This window comes from Nocardia sp. NPDC101769, assembly GCF_044766925.1.
Classification (GTDB): Bacteria; Actinomycetota; Actinomycetes; order Mycobacteriales; family Mycobacteriaceae; genus Nocardia.
Genome location: NZ_JBIWMX010000001.1, coordinates 1 through 14613, shown reverse-complemented (window position 1 = coordinate 14613; position 14613 = coordinate 1). Strand labels below are relative to the sequence as shown.

The 14613-nt window shown below is 69.4% G+C and carries 10 protein-coding genes; 4 read left to right on the top strand and 6 right to left on the bottom strand.

Annotation, left to right across the window (positions count from 1 at the left end; all coding sequences use genetic code 11):
• Positions 1-17 precede the first annotated feature (17 nt).
• Complete coding sequence (locus tag ACIRRA_RS00050; protein ID WP_402762212.1) at positions 18-1187, top strand: NAD-dependent epimerase/dehydratase family protein; 1170 nt, start codon at positions 18-20, stop codon at positions 1185-1187.
• Positions 1188-1211: 24 nt separating this feature from the next.
• Positions 1212-1775, top strand: coding sequence for an NADPH-dependent FMN reductase (locus ACIRRA_RS00045; protein WP_402760921.1), 564 nt, complete (start codon positions 1212-1214; stop codon positions 1773-1775).
• On the opposite strand, the gene eccE is transcribed toward ACIRRA_RS00045, so the two are convergent.
• Positions 1772-3415, bottom strand: a complete 1644-nt coding sequence (gene eccE, locus ACIRRA_RS00040; protein WP_402760918.1) for a type VII secretion protein EccE — start codon at positions 3413-3415, stop codon at positions 1772-1774. The genes ACIRRA_RS00045 and eccE overlap by 4 nt on opposite strands.
• A gap of 130 nt (positions 3416-3545) precedes the next feature.
• On the opposite strand from eccE, the gene eccB reads away from it, so the two are divergent.
• The gene (gene eccB / locus ACIRRA_RS00035) at positions 3546-5033 is read left to right on the top strand and encodes a type VII secretion protein EccB (RefSeq protein WP_402760915.1); all 1488 of its coding nucleotides are present in this window, start codon (positions 3546-3548) and stop codon (positions 5031-5033) included.
• A gap of 90 nt (positions 5034-5123) precedes the next feature.
• Here the strand turns inward: eccB and mycP are convergent, their stop codons facing one another.
• The gene (mycP, locus tag ACIRRA_RS00030; protein ID WP_402760912.1) at positions 5124-6593 is read right to left on the bottom strand and encodes a type VII secretion-associated serine protease mycosin; all 1470 of its coding nucleotides are present in this window, start codon (positions 6591-6593) and stop codon (positions 5124-5126) included.
• 12 nt (positions 6594-6605) lie between these two features.
• Positions 6606-8066 carry a type VII secretion integral membrane protein EccD gene (gene eccD / locus ACIRRA_RS00025; RefSeq protein ID WP_402760909.1) on the bottom strand — a complete coding sequence of 487 codons (1461 nt, stop codon included), beginning with the start codon at positions 8064-8066 and terminating at the stop codon, positions 6606-6608.
• Positions 8067-8146: 80 nt separating this feature from the next.
• Here eccD and eccCa point away from each other — a divergent pair, with 80 nt between their 5' ends.
• The gene (eccCa, locus tag ACIRRA_RS00020) at positions 8147-12202 is read left to right on the top strand and encodes a type VII secretion protein EccCa (protein WP_402760906.1); all 4056 of its coding nucleotides are present in this window, start codon (positions 8147-8149) and stop codon (positions 12200-12202) included.
• Here the strand turns inward: eccCa and ACIRRA_RS00015 are convergent.
• The 3 genes from ACIRRA_RS00015 to ACIRRA_RS00005 form a co-directional block, all read right to left on the bottom strand.
• Positions 12186-12398: a flavoprotein gene (locus ACIRRA_RS00015; RefSeq protein ID WP_402760904.1), complete on the bottom strand. Its 213-nt coding sequence runs from the start codon at positions 12396-12398 to the stop codon at positions 12186-12188. The genes eccCa and ACIRRA_RS00015 overlap by 17 nt on opposite strands.
• A complete protein-coding gene (locus ACIRRA_RS00010) occupies positions 12395-12850 on the bottom strand; it encodes a hypothetical protein (protein WP_402760901.1) in 456 nt (151 codons plus the stop codon). The genes ACIRRA_RS00015 and ACIRRA_RS00010 overlap by 4 nt, the downstream gene beginning before the upstream one ends.
• 101 nt (positions 12851-12951) lie before the next feature.
• Positions 12952-14391: a UbiD family decarboxylase gene (locus ACIRRA_RS00005; RefSeq protein ID WP_402760898.1), complete on the bottom strand. Its 1440-nt coding sequence runs from the start codon at positions 14389-14391 to the stop codon at positions 12952-12954.
• Positions 14392-14613 lie beyond the last annotated feature (222 nt).

Genomic DNA, 14613 nt, shown 5'->3' with positions numbered 1-14613 from the left:
CGCGCGGTCCCGACCCCGTGCGCGTGTTGCTGACCGGCGCGGCGGGTTACTTGGGCTCCCATGTGCACCGCGCTCTGCTGGCGGCCGGTCACGAGGTCGTCGCGATCGATGCCTTGCTCGAGACCGTGCACGGTGCGAATGCCGCTGGCCCCGAGGATGTTTCCCGCATCGATGTCCGTGACCAGGACGCGCTGGAACACCTGCTCGCCGATATCGATGTGGTCTGTCACCTGGCGGCGGCCGTACCGCTGCCGCGGCTGCGGGGCGCGATCGAGCCGGTGCCCACCGACTCCTCGAATCTCGCTGCCCCGCAGGATGTTCCGCATCTGCGCTGCGTCCCGGTGGACAGGCAGCGCGGCGGCGAGCGGGCGGGCGCGGAGGGCATGCGCTGGGCCGGGCTCTACGCCGCGCACAATGACGTGGGCACAGCCGTCCTGCTGGCCGCCATGGAGCGGGCGGGGGTGCCGCGGCTGGTGCTCGGGTCCTCGGTGGCCGTGTACGGCGAGGGCCGGTATCGGGGCGTGCGCAGCGGGCCGTTCTATCCGGGGCTGCGGCGGCGCGGTGACCTGGATCGGGGATTGTTCGATCATCGCGCGCCGCGGTCCGGGGAGGTGCTCACCTGGGAGCCGATAGGGGAGGACGCGCCATTGCGGCCCCGGAGCGCCTATGCGGCAAGCAAAGTCGCGCAGGAGCGCTACGCACTGGCATGGGCCGCCAATACCGGCGGGGATGCCGCGGTGCTGCGGTATAACCAGCTCTACGGCGAGCCGGTGGCGGATGGCCGCAGCGTGCGGTCGGCGGAATCCGGTGTGGTGGCGCGTTTTCGGGCCGAGCTGGTGGCGGGGCGCCCGCCGCAGGTGTTCGAAGACGGCGGTCAGGTGCGAGATTTCGTGCATGTGCGGGACGCGGCGGTGGCCACCGTTGCGGCCGTGGAACGCCGGCTGCCCGGTTTCGTGCCGTTGAATATCGCCTCGGGGCGGCCGCTCACGCTGTGGGAGGTGGCCTCTGTCTTGGCCAGGGCGATGGACGGGCCGAATCCGGTGGTGACGGGTCAATGCCGCGTCACCGACATCCGCCATGTCGTGGCGCATCCGGAAAGAGCCCGGCAGGCACTGGAATTCACCGCGCGTACCCAGCCCGCCAAGGGTCTGTCGGACTATGCGGCGCGCGGGATCGGGCGGCGCTGACCGCCCAGCCGATAGGCTCCCGGCATGGATACCCCGCTGCGGCTCGAGGTCATCATTGCCAGTGTGCGTCCCCAGCGGTTCGCGCCGGTCGTCGCGGACTGGTTCCTGCGCCGCGCCCGCGCCGACGCGGATTTCGAGGTGGGCGTCATCGACCTCCTCGGCACTCCGCTGCCGCTGGACCTCACGGAGTCCGACGAGGTGCGGGCGTTCCGGCAGCGGGTCGCGGCCGCGGACGCGTTCGTGGCCGTCACCTCCGAGTACAACCACGGCTACCCGGCCTCGCTGAAGACCGCCTTCGACAGCGTCAAGCGCGAATGGCGCGGCAAGCCCGTCGGTTTCGTCAGCTACGGCGGTCTGTCGGGCGGGCTGCGCGCGGTCGAGCAGCTGCGGCAGGTGGTCGCCGAGATCCATATGGTCTCCATCCGCGAGACCGTGAGTTTCCATGAGGCCAAACGCAAGTTCGATGCCGGCGGCGAGACCCGGGACGGCGCGGCCATCGACGCCGCCGATCGCATGCTGCGTCAGCTCGCCTGGTGGGCGGCGGCGTTGCGCACCGCCCGCGCCGCCGATCCGTATCCGGGCAGCTAGCGCGCGAGCGCGACGGCGGCGCGGGGCCGTCCGATGTAGGTGGACTCGCGGGGGATGGAGACCAGGGTCAGGGGCACCTCGGTGGTGCCGGTGCGCAGGATGATCCGGTGGCCGGCGGCGGCGGGCTGGCGGATGGACAGGTCGGGTCTGGTGCCGGGCCAGCCGAGCGGGTCTCCGGTGAGGTAGATGGTGGTGACGCCGGCGTGGGGTGCCGGGGCCAGGACGCCGTCCACCAGGGTCGCGGTGAAATCGGCGTCGGACTGGTGGGTTTCGACGGCGACGCTGAGGCGGTCCGGATTCCCGATGGTGGTGACCAGCCGCTGCCAGGCCGCGGGGCGGTCGGTGCGGATGAGGATGCGTTCGCCGACGGCCAGCGCGCGGAAGACGATCTGCTGGGCGAGATAGAGCTCCCCGGCCAGGTGGACGCTCGAAATGCCCTGCCCGACAAGGCGGATGGCGACGCCATTGCCGTCGTCGTCGGAGCCGAGCAGCTGGCCGCATCCGGCGGAGGGCAGCCGCAGGGCCTCGATCCCGGCGATGTCGCGGATCTCGGTGGGCACCGTGCCGTCCAGTCCCGGCACGGCGAAGGGGAGATGCGCGAGCAGCCCTTCCCGGTGGCGGCCGTTCATGGAGATCATGTGCTGCTGCACCGGTTCGTCGGGCAGTTCCCGGGCGGTGAGCCGCCAGGCCGCGCCGATGCGCACGGTGTCGGCGTTGCGGCCCGGGCGCAGCCGCACGGCCACCGTGGTGCCGCGTGAGGCGGGCACCCACAGCTGGGCGAGCAGATCGGAGGCCAGCTGCCGGGGATCCACGGCCGCACCGATGTTCACGCCGTTGCCGAGTTCGGCGTAGCGCCAGCGCTGGGTCAGTTCGCCCGGGTCGACGCCCGCGGTGACCTGCAGGGCGGCCTGCCGGATCTCGGGCGCGGTGAGCAGCCGGGCCGAGCAGTCGGCGTCCTCGAGGGTGCGCACGATGCGCTGGGTGGCGATGGTGACCACCCGGCACGCGCCGGTCAGCCCGCCGCCGCGCCGGGCCGCGGCTTCGGGGCAGGTGATCGGGTCGAAGGCGATGGCCAGCCATACCGTCCGGTGCGCGGTGGCGGGCAGCGGGCCGAGCAGAGTGTCGTAGATCGCGCCCGCTGGTGTGCCGGAGCGACTGCGGAAGCCGTGCGAGACGATATCGATGCCGGACAGCAGAATGTCGTGCCGGTTCAGGCTTTTCGCGAGCTCCGGCAGTGGCAGCAGATGGGTGGACTGCACGGTGGAGCGCCCGAGCCGGGTCAGTCCACCCTTGGGCGCGAGCACCTCGACGACCGCCACCACGCGACCGCCGTCCCGGTAGAGCCCGAGCGAGCGCCCGTCGGGGGCGCGGAAATCGATGAGGTCGGCGGGCGGGTGGCCGCGCCGGGTGCGGAAGCGGCCGCGGGTGGCGATCCAGTCGGAAACGGTACGTTTGCCCAGTGGTAGCAGAAGAACCAGACCGACCACTATGCCGAGAGTGAGCGCGGCCCAGCACGCCAGCCCGCACCGCACACCGAGGACCAGAACGACCAGTCCGGCAACCTGAGCCCAGATCAGGTTCGCGAGGGAGATACGGCCGAGCAATGGCCGCGTCGCCGTCTCCCCGGATTCGAGCGTCATCGTCGGTCCCCGGCTCCCCGATATCGGCCCCGCGCGCTGCCCCGGTGCGCTCGCGCAGCGGCCGAGTGCGTATGAATGTCCTTGTAACTGTACTGTGTTCGGCGAACGCAACGACTTGCCGGGGACTTGGATGCCTTCGAAACCCACGACCCGATGGCAGGTGAGCGGCTATCGCTTCCTGGTCCGTCGCATGGAGCACGCCCTGGTTCGCCGGGACGTGCGAATGCTGCACGATCCCATGCGTTCACAGTCGCGGGCATACGCGGCCGGACTCATCCTCGCGTGTATCGCGCTGGCGGGTTGCGGAGTGTTGGCTCTGCTGCGGCCGCAGGACGGGATCGGGTCCAACAAGATCCTCATCGGCAAGGACTCCGGCGCGGTCTACGTGGTGCTCGACAATGTGGTGCATCCGGCGCTGAACCTGGCCTCGGCGCGCCTGGCCGCCGGCGATGCGGCCAAGCCCGCGATCGTGCAGGAGTCCCAGCTGGCCGAGAAACCGCGCGGGCAGCTGATCGGCATTCCGGGCGCGCCGACCTCCTTGAACTTCACCGGCGGTGACGGCCGCACCTGGACGGTGTGTGACGCGCTGTCCAATGACGGCAGCCGCTCTCTCACCACCTCGGTGCTGGCCGGCGATACGGGCAAGGCGGACAAGACATCTCACCTGACGTCCGGTAAGGCGCTGCTGGTGCAGGGCCGGGTCCACACCTACCTGATCTACGACGATCAGCGAGCCCGGATCGATCTGAACGATCGGGCCGTGGTCGATGCCCTCGATCTGCGCGGCCAGACCCCACGCCCGATCAGTGACGGCCTGTTGAACGCGATTCCCGAAGTGCCGCCGCTGGTTCCGCCGCGCATCGAGAATGCCGGCGCCGCACCGGACTACCCGCTCGGCGACCACCGGATCGGCGATGTCGTGCGGGTTCGGACCGACAGCAAGTACTACGTGGTGCTGCCCGACGGCCTGCAGCCGGTCTCGGCGCTGACCGCCGACATCATCCGGAATGCCTACCGCGCCAGCGACGCCGACGACTTCATCGCGCAGGCCGATCGCACCGGCGCGCCGGTCTCCTCGGCCCTGCAGGTGTCGAAATATCCGGGCCGGGCGCCGGTCCTGGTGGACGGCAAGGATCAGCCCGTCGACTGCCTGTCCTGGAAGCCGGTCGGTTCCGCCGATACGTCCGACGGCAGCAAGCACGCCGAGCTGGCCGTGCTCACCGGGCACGCGGTACCGATTCCCGACCGCGCCAGGCTGGTTCCGCTGGCGCAGGCCGATGGCAGCGGCCCGAATGTGGACAGCTTCTATATGAAGCCGGGCGCGGGAGCGTACGTGCAGTCCACCGGTATCGAGCCGGACAGCCAGCGCCACGACAGCCTGTTCTTCGTCTCCGACTACGGAGTGCGGTTCGGGATCGAGGATCTGGATTCCGCCAAGGCACTGGGCATGGATCCGGAGCAGGTGCGGCCGGAACCGGCGCCGTGGCCGATTCTCGGATTGCTCGCTCCCGGACCGACTCTCGGCCGGGAAGCCGCGATGGTTGCCCACGACGGGGTCGCGCCTGATCCGAATCCCGCCAGGGAGCCGGTGAAAACCAAAGCGCCGAACGGGAACTGAGTTCAGGCATCGGTCCCACCGAGTTAGGCGTACCTCCGCATTCGCTCCGGTCATGCGCGGGGCTGAGGACGGCTACGCCGACAGCGCCCATTAGGCGTCGGTGTCCCGCACGCCGAACCTGCGGCGCAGCGGGAACGAGGCCAGAAAGCCGAGCGCCAGCAGCAGCGCGACGACGCCGGTGCCGATCAGGGCGACATTGCGTGGTGTGTGATCGGGTGCGGGCGGCGGCGCAGGCAGGGCGAGCTGCTGATCCCGCGGTCCTGCGGGCCGCTTGGGCGGCAGGCTGTCTCGCACCTCGGCGGTGAGCGCGGCCACGGGATCGACTGTGCCGTAACCGATGGCCGGATTCCAGCCCTCACCCGGCGCGTGCGCGGTGGCCTCGATGCGCTCGATGACCCCGGCGGCGCGCATATCCGGATAGCGGGCCCGCACCAGCGCGGCCACGCCCGAGACCTGCGGCGCGGCGAAACTCGTTCCGCTGTAGGGGACGATCTGCCCCTGATTGGTCACCTTGGCCGTGGTGAGCCCGGTGTTGCGGGGATCGACCGAGACGATGTTCTCGCCCGGCGCGGCCACCCCCACCCACGGCCCGGGGACGGTGAACTTCGACGGCCGGCCGTAGGCGTCGACCGAACCGACCGACAGCACATACGCGTCCCACCAGGCCGGCACCACATACGACGCGACGTGCTCCCACGGATCGTCGGTGGGATGCAGGGGATCCGGGCCCGGATTGCTCGCCTTGCAGGTATCGGTATTGCCCGCCGAGGCCACGATGACCACGTCCTTCTCGACGGCCGCATACTGCACCGCCGCGCCCAGCGCGCCCATCTCCGCGCTGGCGGGCTCGGTGGTGAGGCAGGCGACCAGGGAGATATTGATGACCCGCGCGCCTGCGTCGGCGGCCCGGCGCACCGCCGACGCCAGAGCGGCAATCTTGCCGTAGCCGTCGGGCATATCGTCGGGGCCCTTCTCCCGGCCCGCACCCTTGGCCTGATACAGCGCACTGGTCTGGCGGATGGTCATGATCCGCGCCTCCGGCGCGACCCCGGCGAAGCCCTGGCCGCCGACCTCGGAAGCGGCGATCAGGCCCGCCACAATGGTGCCGTGGGCGTCGCAGTCCTCGGTGCCGTCGCCACCCGCGGCCACATAGTCGCCGCCGGGAATCAGGCCGGGCAGCCGCGGGTGGTGAGACACCCCGGTGTCGATAACGGCCACCAATTGCCCTGCGCCACGCGAGAATTGCCACGCATCGGGGAGATCCAGGGTGCGCTGGGTGGGTGGAATGGTCGGCCCGCCACCGCCCACCTGGGTGCTGACGCACGGCGAGTTCGCGGGGTGTTCGGTCTCCGTCGGCGGCACGGCCGGACCACCGGGAGGCAGCAGGCCCGCATCGATGGGCGGCGGCCGGTCCGCGAACGCGACACCTGGCCCGGCCCCCACTCCGACTGCCGCACCGAGCGCCAGGACCACCGAGGCCGCCGCGACCCGCAAGCCACGCACGCTGGGAGCGGCGGCGCGGTCGTGGAAACCGTTGGCGCTCAGCGCGCTATCCAGCATGGCCGGTGACGATCACAGTCCGCGTACGAGGGCGTAGAGGTCGGTCACCCAGAAGGCCAGCGGCACCACGGCTGCCACGAATGCGTATTCCAGCAGTTCCACCGCCCGCCGCACGGGTGGGGTGGCCTGCTGGCGGGGCACGATGATGCCCAGGACCAGTGCCGCGGCGAAAAGCGCCAGGGCCACACCGAAAATCGTGAGTGGCTGTCGCCGGGTGAGAGCCGCACCGATGAGCACCAGCAGCACCACGGAGGTGGCGCCGGCGATCAGGACCACGGCTTGTTCCGCACCCGCATAGGTGCGGCTGCGGAACATCAGCACCACGGCGCACACCAGCGCAAGGGCGAGGCCAGGCCAGTATGGGGTGGCAGCGGTCGGATCCACGGCGGCGACCGCCCCGGCCACGACCACCGCGGTGGTCGCCGCAACCAATCCGGCCAGATAGTCGCGCGCCCGTGCGGATTTCGCGCGCAGCACCTCCATGGTGGGCAGGGCCCGATGGTCGCCGGGGTCGTCCTCGGTGGGGTCGATGGGGGTGCCTGGTACGGGGACCGGCGGCAACGGCAGCGCGGCCAGCAGCATGGAAAGCCGTGGGGCCAGGGACAATCCGGCCAGGCCCAGCGCCGCCGTGCCGCCGCCGATGGCGTGCACGGGCAGATCCGTCAGCAGGCCCACCAGTATCGCGGGGATGGCGAAGACCGCCAGCGCGGTCACGCCGATGAACAGGCTCAGCCCGACTCCGCTCACCCGCCGGACCAGCATCGCGGTGGCCCCGGCCAGGGCCGTGCCCAGTAACGCGTTGGCCCAGCCGAAGTGGTTCGGCACGAACAGCATTCCGGCGCTGAAGGCGGTGGGCAGTGCGCAACCGCCCAGCACCAGCGCGCTCGCGCGGTCGCGGTACATGCGGCTGAGCACCATGCTCGCGGTGACCAGCAGCAGGGTGACGACGGCGGCCACGGTCGCGCTCACCCAACCGGGAATGGCGGTGGGCGCGGCCAGTAGGCCGAGGCAGCCGGTCAACATGATGGCCACCGCCAGCGCCGATCCGGTCAGCCGGGCCGTACGCGGCGTCCAGCCGCGGAAGTGGTCGGCGTCGGCGATGGCGACGTTGTACATGATGTCGTCGAAAAGCGGTGTGGGCGCTATGTGCTCGGCGCTCTCCAGCATGAGCAGCTCCCCATCGCGCACGCCCTGCTCGGCCAGGCTCAGGGAATTGGAGAAGGGCGGCTGCCCGACACGGGCCAGCACCCACTCGTGCGGCTCGAACTGTTCCCCGTCGTGGTCGAAGTCGTTGACGCGATTGTGCTGATCGACCATGTCGACCACGCTCGAGATGACCAGTGCCACCGGCACATCGACGGGAATGGCCATGTCGACCTGAGTGTGCTTGGCCAGAATCGTGACTCGCGCCAGATCCGGCGCGCGGACCGTGCCGCGCAGTTCCTCGAGGTGATCGGTCCGCGACTGCGCCACGCCCGCACTGTACGGCATGATGGTTGCCGTTCGTGCACTGAAGCCGCAAGTCGACCCGAATCCGTGGGGGATTTTCCGCGATGAGCACCATACGGTTCCAGCGCCGGCCGCGCCGGGAGATGCCCCGCTCACCCGGCGGTGAGGTGAGCCTGCAGCCGCCGCCGGAGATTCCGCGGACGGTTCCGACCACTCTCTTCACCAAGCTCATGCCGGTGGTGATGGCCGTGGGCATGCTCGGGATGGTCGCGCTGATGATCACCTCCGGGAATGGTCTCGCCGCCAATCCGATGAGCCTGATGTTCCCGATGATGATGGTGTTCTCTCTGGTCGGGATGTATGCGGGGCAGGGCGGCAAGGGGCAGCGGGCGGCCGAGGCCGACGAGGATCGCAAGGACTATCTGCGCTATCTGGACCAGGTTCGCCGGGATGTGGAGGAGACGGCCGGGCAGCAGCGGGCGGCCGTGGAATGGAGTCATCCGGAGCCCGGGCTGATCTGGATGCTCGCGGGGACCACGCGGATGTGGGAGCGCCGACCGGGGGACAGGGACTTCTGCCACGCCCGCATCGGGCTTGGTAGCCAAAGACTTGCTACGAGACTGGTCGCCCCGGAAACTGGGCCCGTCGAGGAGCTCGAACCCATTGCCGCGGTCTCACTGCGGCGCTTCGTGCGCACCCACTCCACCGTGCCCGATCTGCCCACCGCCCTGGCCGTCAAGGGCTTCGCCGCCGTCCAGCTCACCGGCGACCGCGCCCAGGCTCGCGACATGTCCCGCGCCATGCTGTTGCAGCTGGCCATGTTTCAGGGCCCCGATCAGGTGCTGATCGCCGTGGTCTGCGGACCGGACACCATCCGCGAATGGGAGTGGATCAAGTGGCTGCCCCACGCCCAGCACCCCGACTCTCAGGACGGCGTCGGCAGCGGGCGCATGGTGTACGGCTCCGTCCGTGAGGCACACGACGATCTGAATTCCCTGCTGAACAACCGGATTCGATACTCTCGCAATCAGCCGCCCAATCCGAACCTGACCCAACTCGTGCTGGTGGTGGACGGCGGACTACTCGAGGCCGAGGAAGATCCCCTGCGGGAGAACGGTTTCGAGGGCGTGACGGTCATCGACCTGTGCGGGTACGCGCCGCGGCTGGCTGCCTCCCGGGGCATCCAGATGGTGGTCGAGAACGGGGAGTGCGCCGGGCGCGGAGCCTCCGGAGCGATGGAGCGCTTCGCCGTCGTCGACCGCATCACCGCCCGGGAGGCCGAGCAGGCCGCGCGGCGGCTCGCGCCGTATCGGGCCGCCGTCGCGCGCACCGCCGAGGCCTCCGGCGAGGAGGGCGAGGTCATCTCGAGCTGGTCACAGCTGCTGGGCCTGGGCGATATCGGTACCTTCACCCCCGAGACGGCGTGGAAGCCGCGCTACGGCCGGGAGCGGCTGCGGGTGCCCTTCGGCGTCGGGGCCGACGGGCTGCCGGTGGTGCTCGACATCAAGGAGGCGGCCGAGGGCGGCGTGGGGCCGCACGGGCTGTGCATCGGCGCAACCGGCTCGGGTAAGTCGGAATTCCTTCGGACGCTGGTGTTTTCGCTCATCGCTACGCACTCGCCGGATCAGCTGAACTTCGTGCTGGTGGATTTCAAGGGCGGCGCGACCTTCCTCGGGCTGGAGGGGGTGGCGCATGTCGCGGCCATCATCACCAATCTGGAGGAGGAGGCCGACCTGGTCGACCGCATGCGCGACGCGCTGGCCGGCGAGATGAACCGCCGCCAGGAACTGCTGCGCGCGGCGGGCAATTTCGCCAATGTCTCCGAGTACGAGAAGGCGCGGGCGGCGGGCGCGCATCTGGATCCCCTGCCCGCGCTGTTCGTGGTGCTCGACGAGTTCTCCGAATTGCTCTCGCAGCATCCGGATTTCGCGGAACTGTTCACCATGATCGGCCGACTGGGCCGCTCGCTGCATGTGCATCTGCTGCTGGCCTCACAGCGGCTCGAGGAGGGGCGGCTCAAAGGGCTGGAAAGTCACCTGTCCTATCGCATTGGCCTGAAGACCTTCTCCGCCAATGAATCCCGGCAGGTGCTGGGCGTGCCTGATGCCTATAACCTGCCCAATAATCCCGGCGGCGGCTACCTGAAATCCGATTCGGGGGATATCCAGCGGTTCCAGTCCGCCTACGTCTCCGGTCCCTATGTCGGCGGCGGCTCGCAACGCGATGCCGCGGAGGCCACCCGGTCGGGCGACATCGATGTGAGCGCACGCCCGTTCATCGCCGGCCACGTGGAGTTCCGTGCCGCCGACCGGATTCCGCTGCCCGACCTGCCGGAATTGGTGGCGGCCCCCGCCGACGCGGATCAGATCTCCAACCTGCAGATGCTGGTGTCGCGGGTGCGCGGGCACGGTCGGCCGGCCCACGAGATCTGGCTGCCGCCGCTCGGTGCGGCATCTACGCTCGATCAGCTGCTGCCGCGCTCGATCCTCACCGGGGACTGGAATCCCGTTGCGGCCCTGCGTGCCCCGATCGGCATTGTCGATCGGCCCTACGATCAGCGCCGCGACCCCATGGTGGTGGACCTGTCCGGATCGCGCGGCAATGCGGCGGTCGTCGGCGGTCCGCAGTCGGGGAAATCGACCGCGCTGCGTGCGCTCGTCATGGCGATGTCCTTGACGCACACCGCCGAACAGGTGCAGTTCTATCTCCTGGACTTCGGCGGCGGCACCATGATCGGCCTGGAGGGGCTGCCGCACGTGGGTGCGGTCGCCAGCCGCATGGAGACGGACACGGTGCGGCGCACCGTGGCCGAGATGGTGGGCATCGTGCGCCGCCGCGAGGCCACCTTCCGGCGGCTCGGCGTGGAGTCCATGACCGAGTTCCGGCGGCTGCGCGCCGACCCGGCGGTCGGTGATCGCGCCACCGGCCCGGGAACCGGTCTCACCGCCGCGGGCGTGCACGAGGATCCGTTCGGCGACGTGTTCCTGGTGATAGACGGGTACGGTGCGTTCCGGCAGGAGTTCGAACCGCTGGATCAGACCGTCATGAACCTTGCGGTGCAGGGACTTTCGTACGGCGTGCACGTGGTCATGTCGCTGAACCGCTGGGCCGAGGCACGGCCCGCGCTCAAGGACCAGATCGGCACCCGCGTCGAACTGCGGCTCGGCGACCCCATGGACTCGGATCTGGGGCGCAAGTTCGCGGCGCTGGTGCCCATGGGCCGCCCGGGCCGCGGCATGACCGCCGACGGGTTGCACATGCTGACCGTACTGCCGCGGGTGGACGGCGACCCCGATCCTTCGACGCTGGGAACCGGCGTGGTGCAGGCTGTTTCGGTCATTGCCCAGTTCACCCCGGGGCGTCCCGCACCGGCGGTGCGCATGCTGCCCGATCGGCTGTTGCGCGCGGAGCTGCTGCGGCTGGCGGGGGACTGGCCCGCCGAGGTGGATAGCACCCGGTCGTGCCTGCGCTTTCCGCTCGGCATCAATGAATCCGGTCTGGCCCCGGTGTACCTGGATCTGGCGGCGAGCCAGCACTTCGTCGTCATCGGCGATTCCGAGTGCGGCAAGACCACTCTGCTGCGCGCGCTGGTGCATTCCATCTGCGAGTCCAATACCACCGATCAGGCGCGCATCATCATGGGCGACTACCGCCGGACCATGCTCGGCACCGTGCCGCAGGGCTATCTCGCCGGCTACGGCACCACCGCCCCGCAGTTCACCCAGAACATGGCCGACCTGGCCGCCTACGTCACCCAGCGCATGCCCGGCCCCGAGGTGACCCCGCAGCAACTCGAGGACCGGTCCTGGTGGCGCGGCCCGGAACTCTATGTCGTCGTCGACGACTACGACCTGGTCGCCACTGCCGGCGGCAACCCGCTGCACGCCCTCGTCGACCACCTGGCCCACGCCCGAGACCTCGGCTTCCACCTCATCCTGGCCCGCCGCTCCGGTGGCGCCGGCCGGGCCATGTACGAGGCCACCCTCAACCGCCTCAAGGAACTCAATTCCGCCTCCCTGATCATGAGCTGCAGCCGCGACGAGGGCACCCTCTTCGGCAATACCCGCCCCGCCCTCATGTCCCCGGGTCGCGGCACCTACGTCACCCGCGCATGCGAGGACCTGATCCAAACCGCCTGTCTGCCTACGGCGGAACGCTGATCCCATCCAACAGCCCATTCACGCGAGCGAGCCCCGGCGCTGTGCTGGAGCCGGCCCGCATGAGGCGATGGTGGCGGGCCCAGGCGCTGAGGATGAGGTGGGTCTCGACCTGGGGGATGTCGCGCAGTGCCTCGAGCAGGCGCACGCCCAACGGGGCGCCGGTAGCACCGGACATTGCGACGATGATGCGGGTCATTCCGAGCTTTCCTGCTGGAGCGTGGTGAGGACGTCGGCGCTGAGTCGCCAATTCTCGAGCTCGGTGAGGTGCCTGGTCGTGTGGAATCCGAGTGGGCTGAGGGGGATGTTCAGGCTGTCACGCTTGTGGTGTCGCGCGGTGAACACGCAGCCCAGGAGATCCCCGACCGCCAGAGACCTGACCATTGAGAGCTCGAGGTGATGGCAGATGGTTCCGTCGACGGCCAGCAGGGCGGCGAGCGGGTGCCGCCGCAGGTTGGCCTGAGTTCCGGGACTCGCCACGACCGCGAACAGCGCCCTTCGGTCGGCGGCCGGGTCGAGCTCGGCACGGGATAGCAGTGCCGTGTGCGGGTAGCCGTTTTCATCCATGGTGAGTAGTGGGAATGCCTGCTCATCGGCGTGGACTGCCGGTGCGCCTGCCAGCAGACGGGCCACGTCTTCGGGCACGTTCATCACGTCGTTCTCCTGATCGGTCGGAGCTCCCGCTGGTGCGGGGACGGTCGGTGGCGACCCCGAGTGAATCACTCGGGGTCGCCACGTGTTCCGGGTGGGAATCAGAGGGGAAGGGTGGTCTTCCAGCGTTCGCGGAGCTCGGCGCGGTATGTCTCGTCGACCCGATTGGCACGCGGGTACTGGTCTTTCCAGGCGAATGGCTTGCAGGCATCGATGAGCACGATTCCCATCGACAGGTCTCCTGCTGCCAGTTTGGCGGGTGACAGGCGGGGATCAATGGCGGTCGTGGGGGAGCGCACGATATGGATCGATTCCGACGGGTCCACGCGGGTGAACACCGCCCACAGCACATGGTTGATATCGGTGATGTCGATGTCCTCGTCGACCACGACGAAGTAGCGCTCCATGCCGCCGCTGCGCTTGCGCCCGGCGGCGGCGAGCAGCGCATGCATGGCATCGCCCGCGCCGGTCTGCTTGATGGAGATGACCATCATGAGCTGTCGGGCATAGCCCCACACACCATGGACGTTCTGGACCCCGGCCTGTTCCAGGTGGTCCCAGGTGACGGTGGAGGAATAGAGCGGTACTGCTTGGTCGCCTGACGGGATGGTCGGGAGCATGGGCGGCGCGCCGAGGATGATCGGGTTGTCACGGTGCAGGATCTGGCGTACTCGCACCACGGTCTCCTGGCCTTGGTGGGTGTAGTAGCCGGTCCACTCGCCGAAGGGCCCCTCGAGGACCGACTCCTCTTCGAGCGGCGGCATCTCGCCCACGATTACGATCTCGGCGGCGGCGGGGACGGGCAAGTCGGTTCCGGGCGCGTGCAGCACTGCGATGCCCTCGCCTTTCAGACCGCCGGCCAGGTCGTACTCCGATACTCCGGCAGGTGCGGCCATTGCGGCGGCCGTCGACAGGATCGGGTCCTGCCCGACGACGACGGCGATCGGACATGCCTGGCCGCGGTCCCAGTATTTGGCGGCGATCGCTCGAGCGTGCCGGTTGCCGAGCATCCACAGCGACAGCCGGTCCTTGCCCTGGACGCAGGCTCGGTAGGTGCCCACATTGACCCAGCCGGTGTCGGGGTCGCGTGCGATGACCATGCAGGCAGTGCCGATGTAGCGGCCGCCGTCGCCGTCATGCCAGCGCGGTGTTGGGAAGATCGTCAGGTCGGCGGCGTCGCCTTCCAGGATGTTCTCCAGGATCGGCCCGTGGGCGACCTCGACCGGCGGGATGAGCTTCAGGTTGCGACTCATGTCCTTCCAGGTCCGCACGATGTCGAGCTTCGGAGTGTCGGCGGGCAGGCCCAGTGCCACGGCGCAGCGGGCCGCGGTGCCCATGAAGTTGGTGAAGACGCGGAATCCGGTCGGGTAGCCGGGGATGTCGTCGAAGAGCAGCGCTGGCCCTTCGCGCTCGGCCAGCAGCTCGGTGATGCCACCGATCTCCAGGTCCCAGCCGGCACCTTCGACGCGGCGCACCTCGTCCTCGCCCAGGGTCTCGGTCAGAAGCTCGATGTATTGCCGAAGATCACGGAATGCGGTCATGTCCCAACTCTGCGATTGGTCACTGCAGTGCTCCAGCAGTGACGGAATTTCTGCCGATTTTCGTCAACTTTTTGTCAACGAATAGTTCTGATAGCTGTGGATACCCTCGGTCGCGATGCCGACGAGCTTGTCGCGCACCGCGATACCGCGCAGCTGCTTGGGTTTTTCGGTCACGTTCGTTCCGGTGCGTTCACTACGATCGCGGCCTTGCCGAAGCCGCGC

What these genes read in the sequence shown, in the direction of transcription:
- ACIRRA_RS00045 (WP_402760921.1), top strand. Translation starts at nt 1,212, where the DNA reads ATGGATACCCCGCTGCGGCTCGAGGTCATCATTGCCAGTGTGCGTCCC.
- mycP (WP_402760912.1), bottom strand. Translation starts at nt 6,593, where the DNA reads ATGCTGGATAGCGCGCTGAGCGCCAACGGTTTCCACGACCGCGCCGCC.
- ACIRRA_RS00005 (WP_402760898.1), bottom strand. Translation starts at nt 14,391, where the DNA reads ATGACCGCATTCCGTGATCTTCGGCAATACATCGAGCTTCTGACCGAG.
- eccCa (WP_402760906.1), top strand. Translation starts at nt 8,147, where the DNA reads ATGAGCACCATACGGTTCCAGCGCCGGCCGCGCCGGGAGATGCCCCGC.
- ACIRRA_RS00015 (WP_402760904.1), bottom strand. Translation starts at nt 12,398, where the DNA reads ATGACCCGCATCATCGTCGCAATGTCCGGTGCTACCGGCGCCCCGTTG.
- eccB (WP_402760915.1), top strand. Translation starts at nt 3,546, where the DNA reads ATGCCTTCGAAACCCACGACCCGATGGCAGGTGAGCGGCTATCGCTTC.
- eccE (WP_402760918.1), bottom strand. Translation starts at nt 3,415, where the DNA reads ATGACGCTCGAATCCGGGGAGACGGCGACGCGGCCATTGCTCGGCCGT.
- ACIRRA_RS00010 (WP_402760901.1), bottom strand. Translation starts at nt 12,850, where the DNA reads ATGAACGTGCCCGAAGACGTGGCCCGTCTGCTGGCAGGCGCACCGGCA.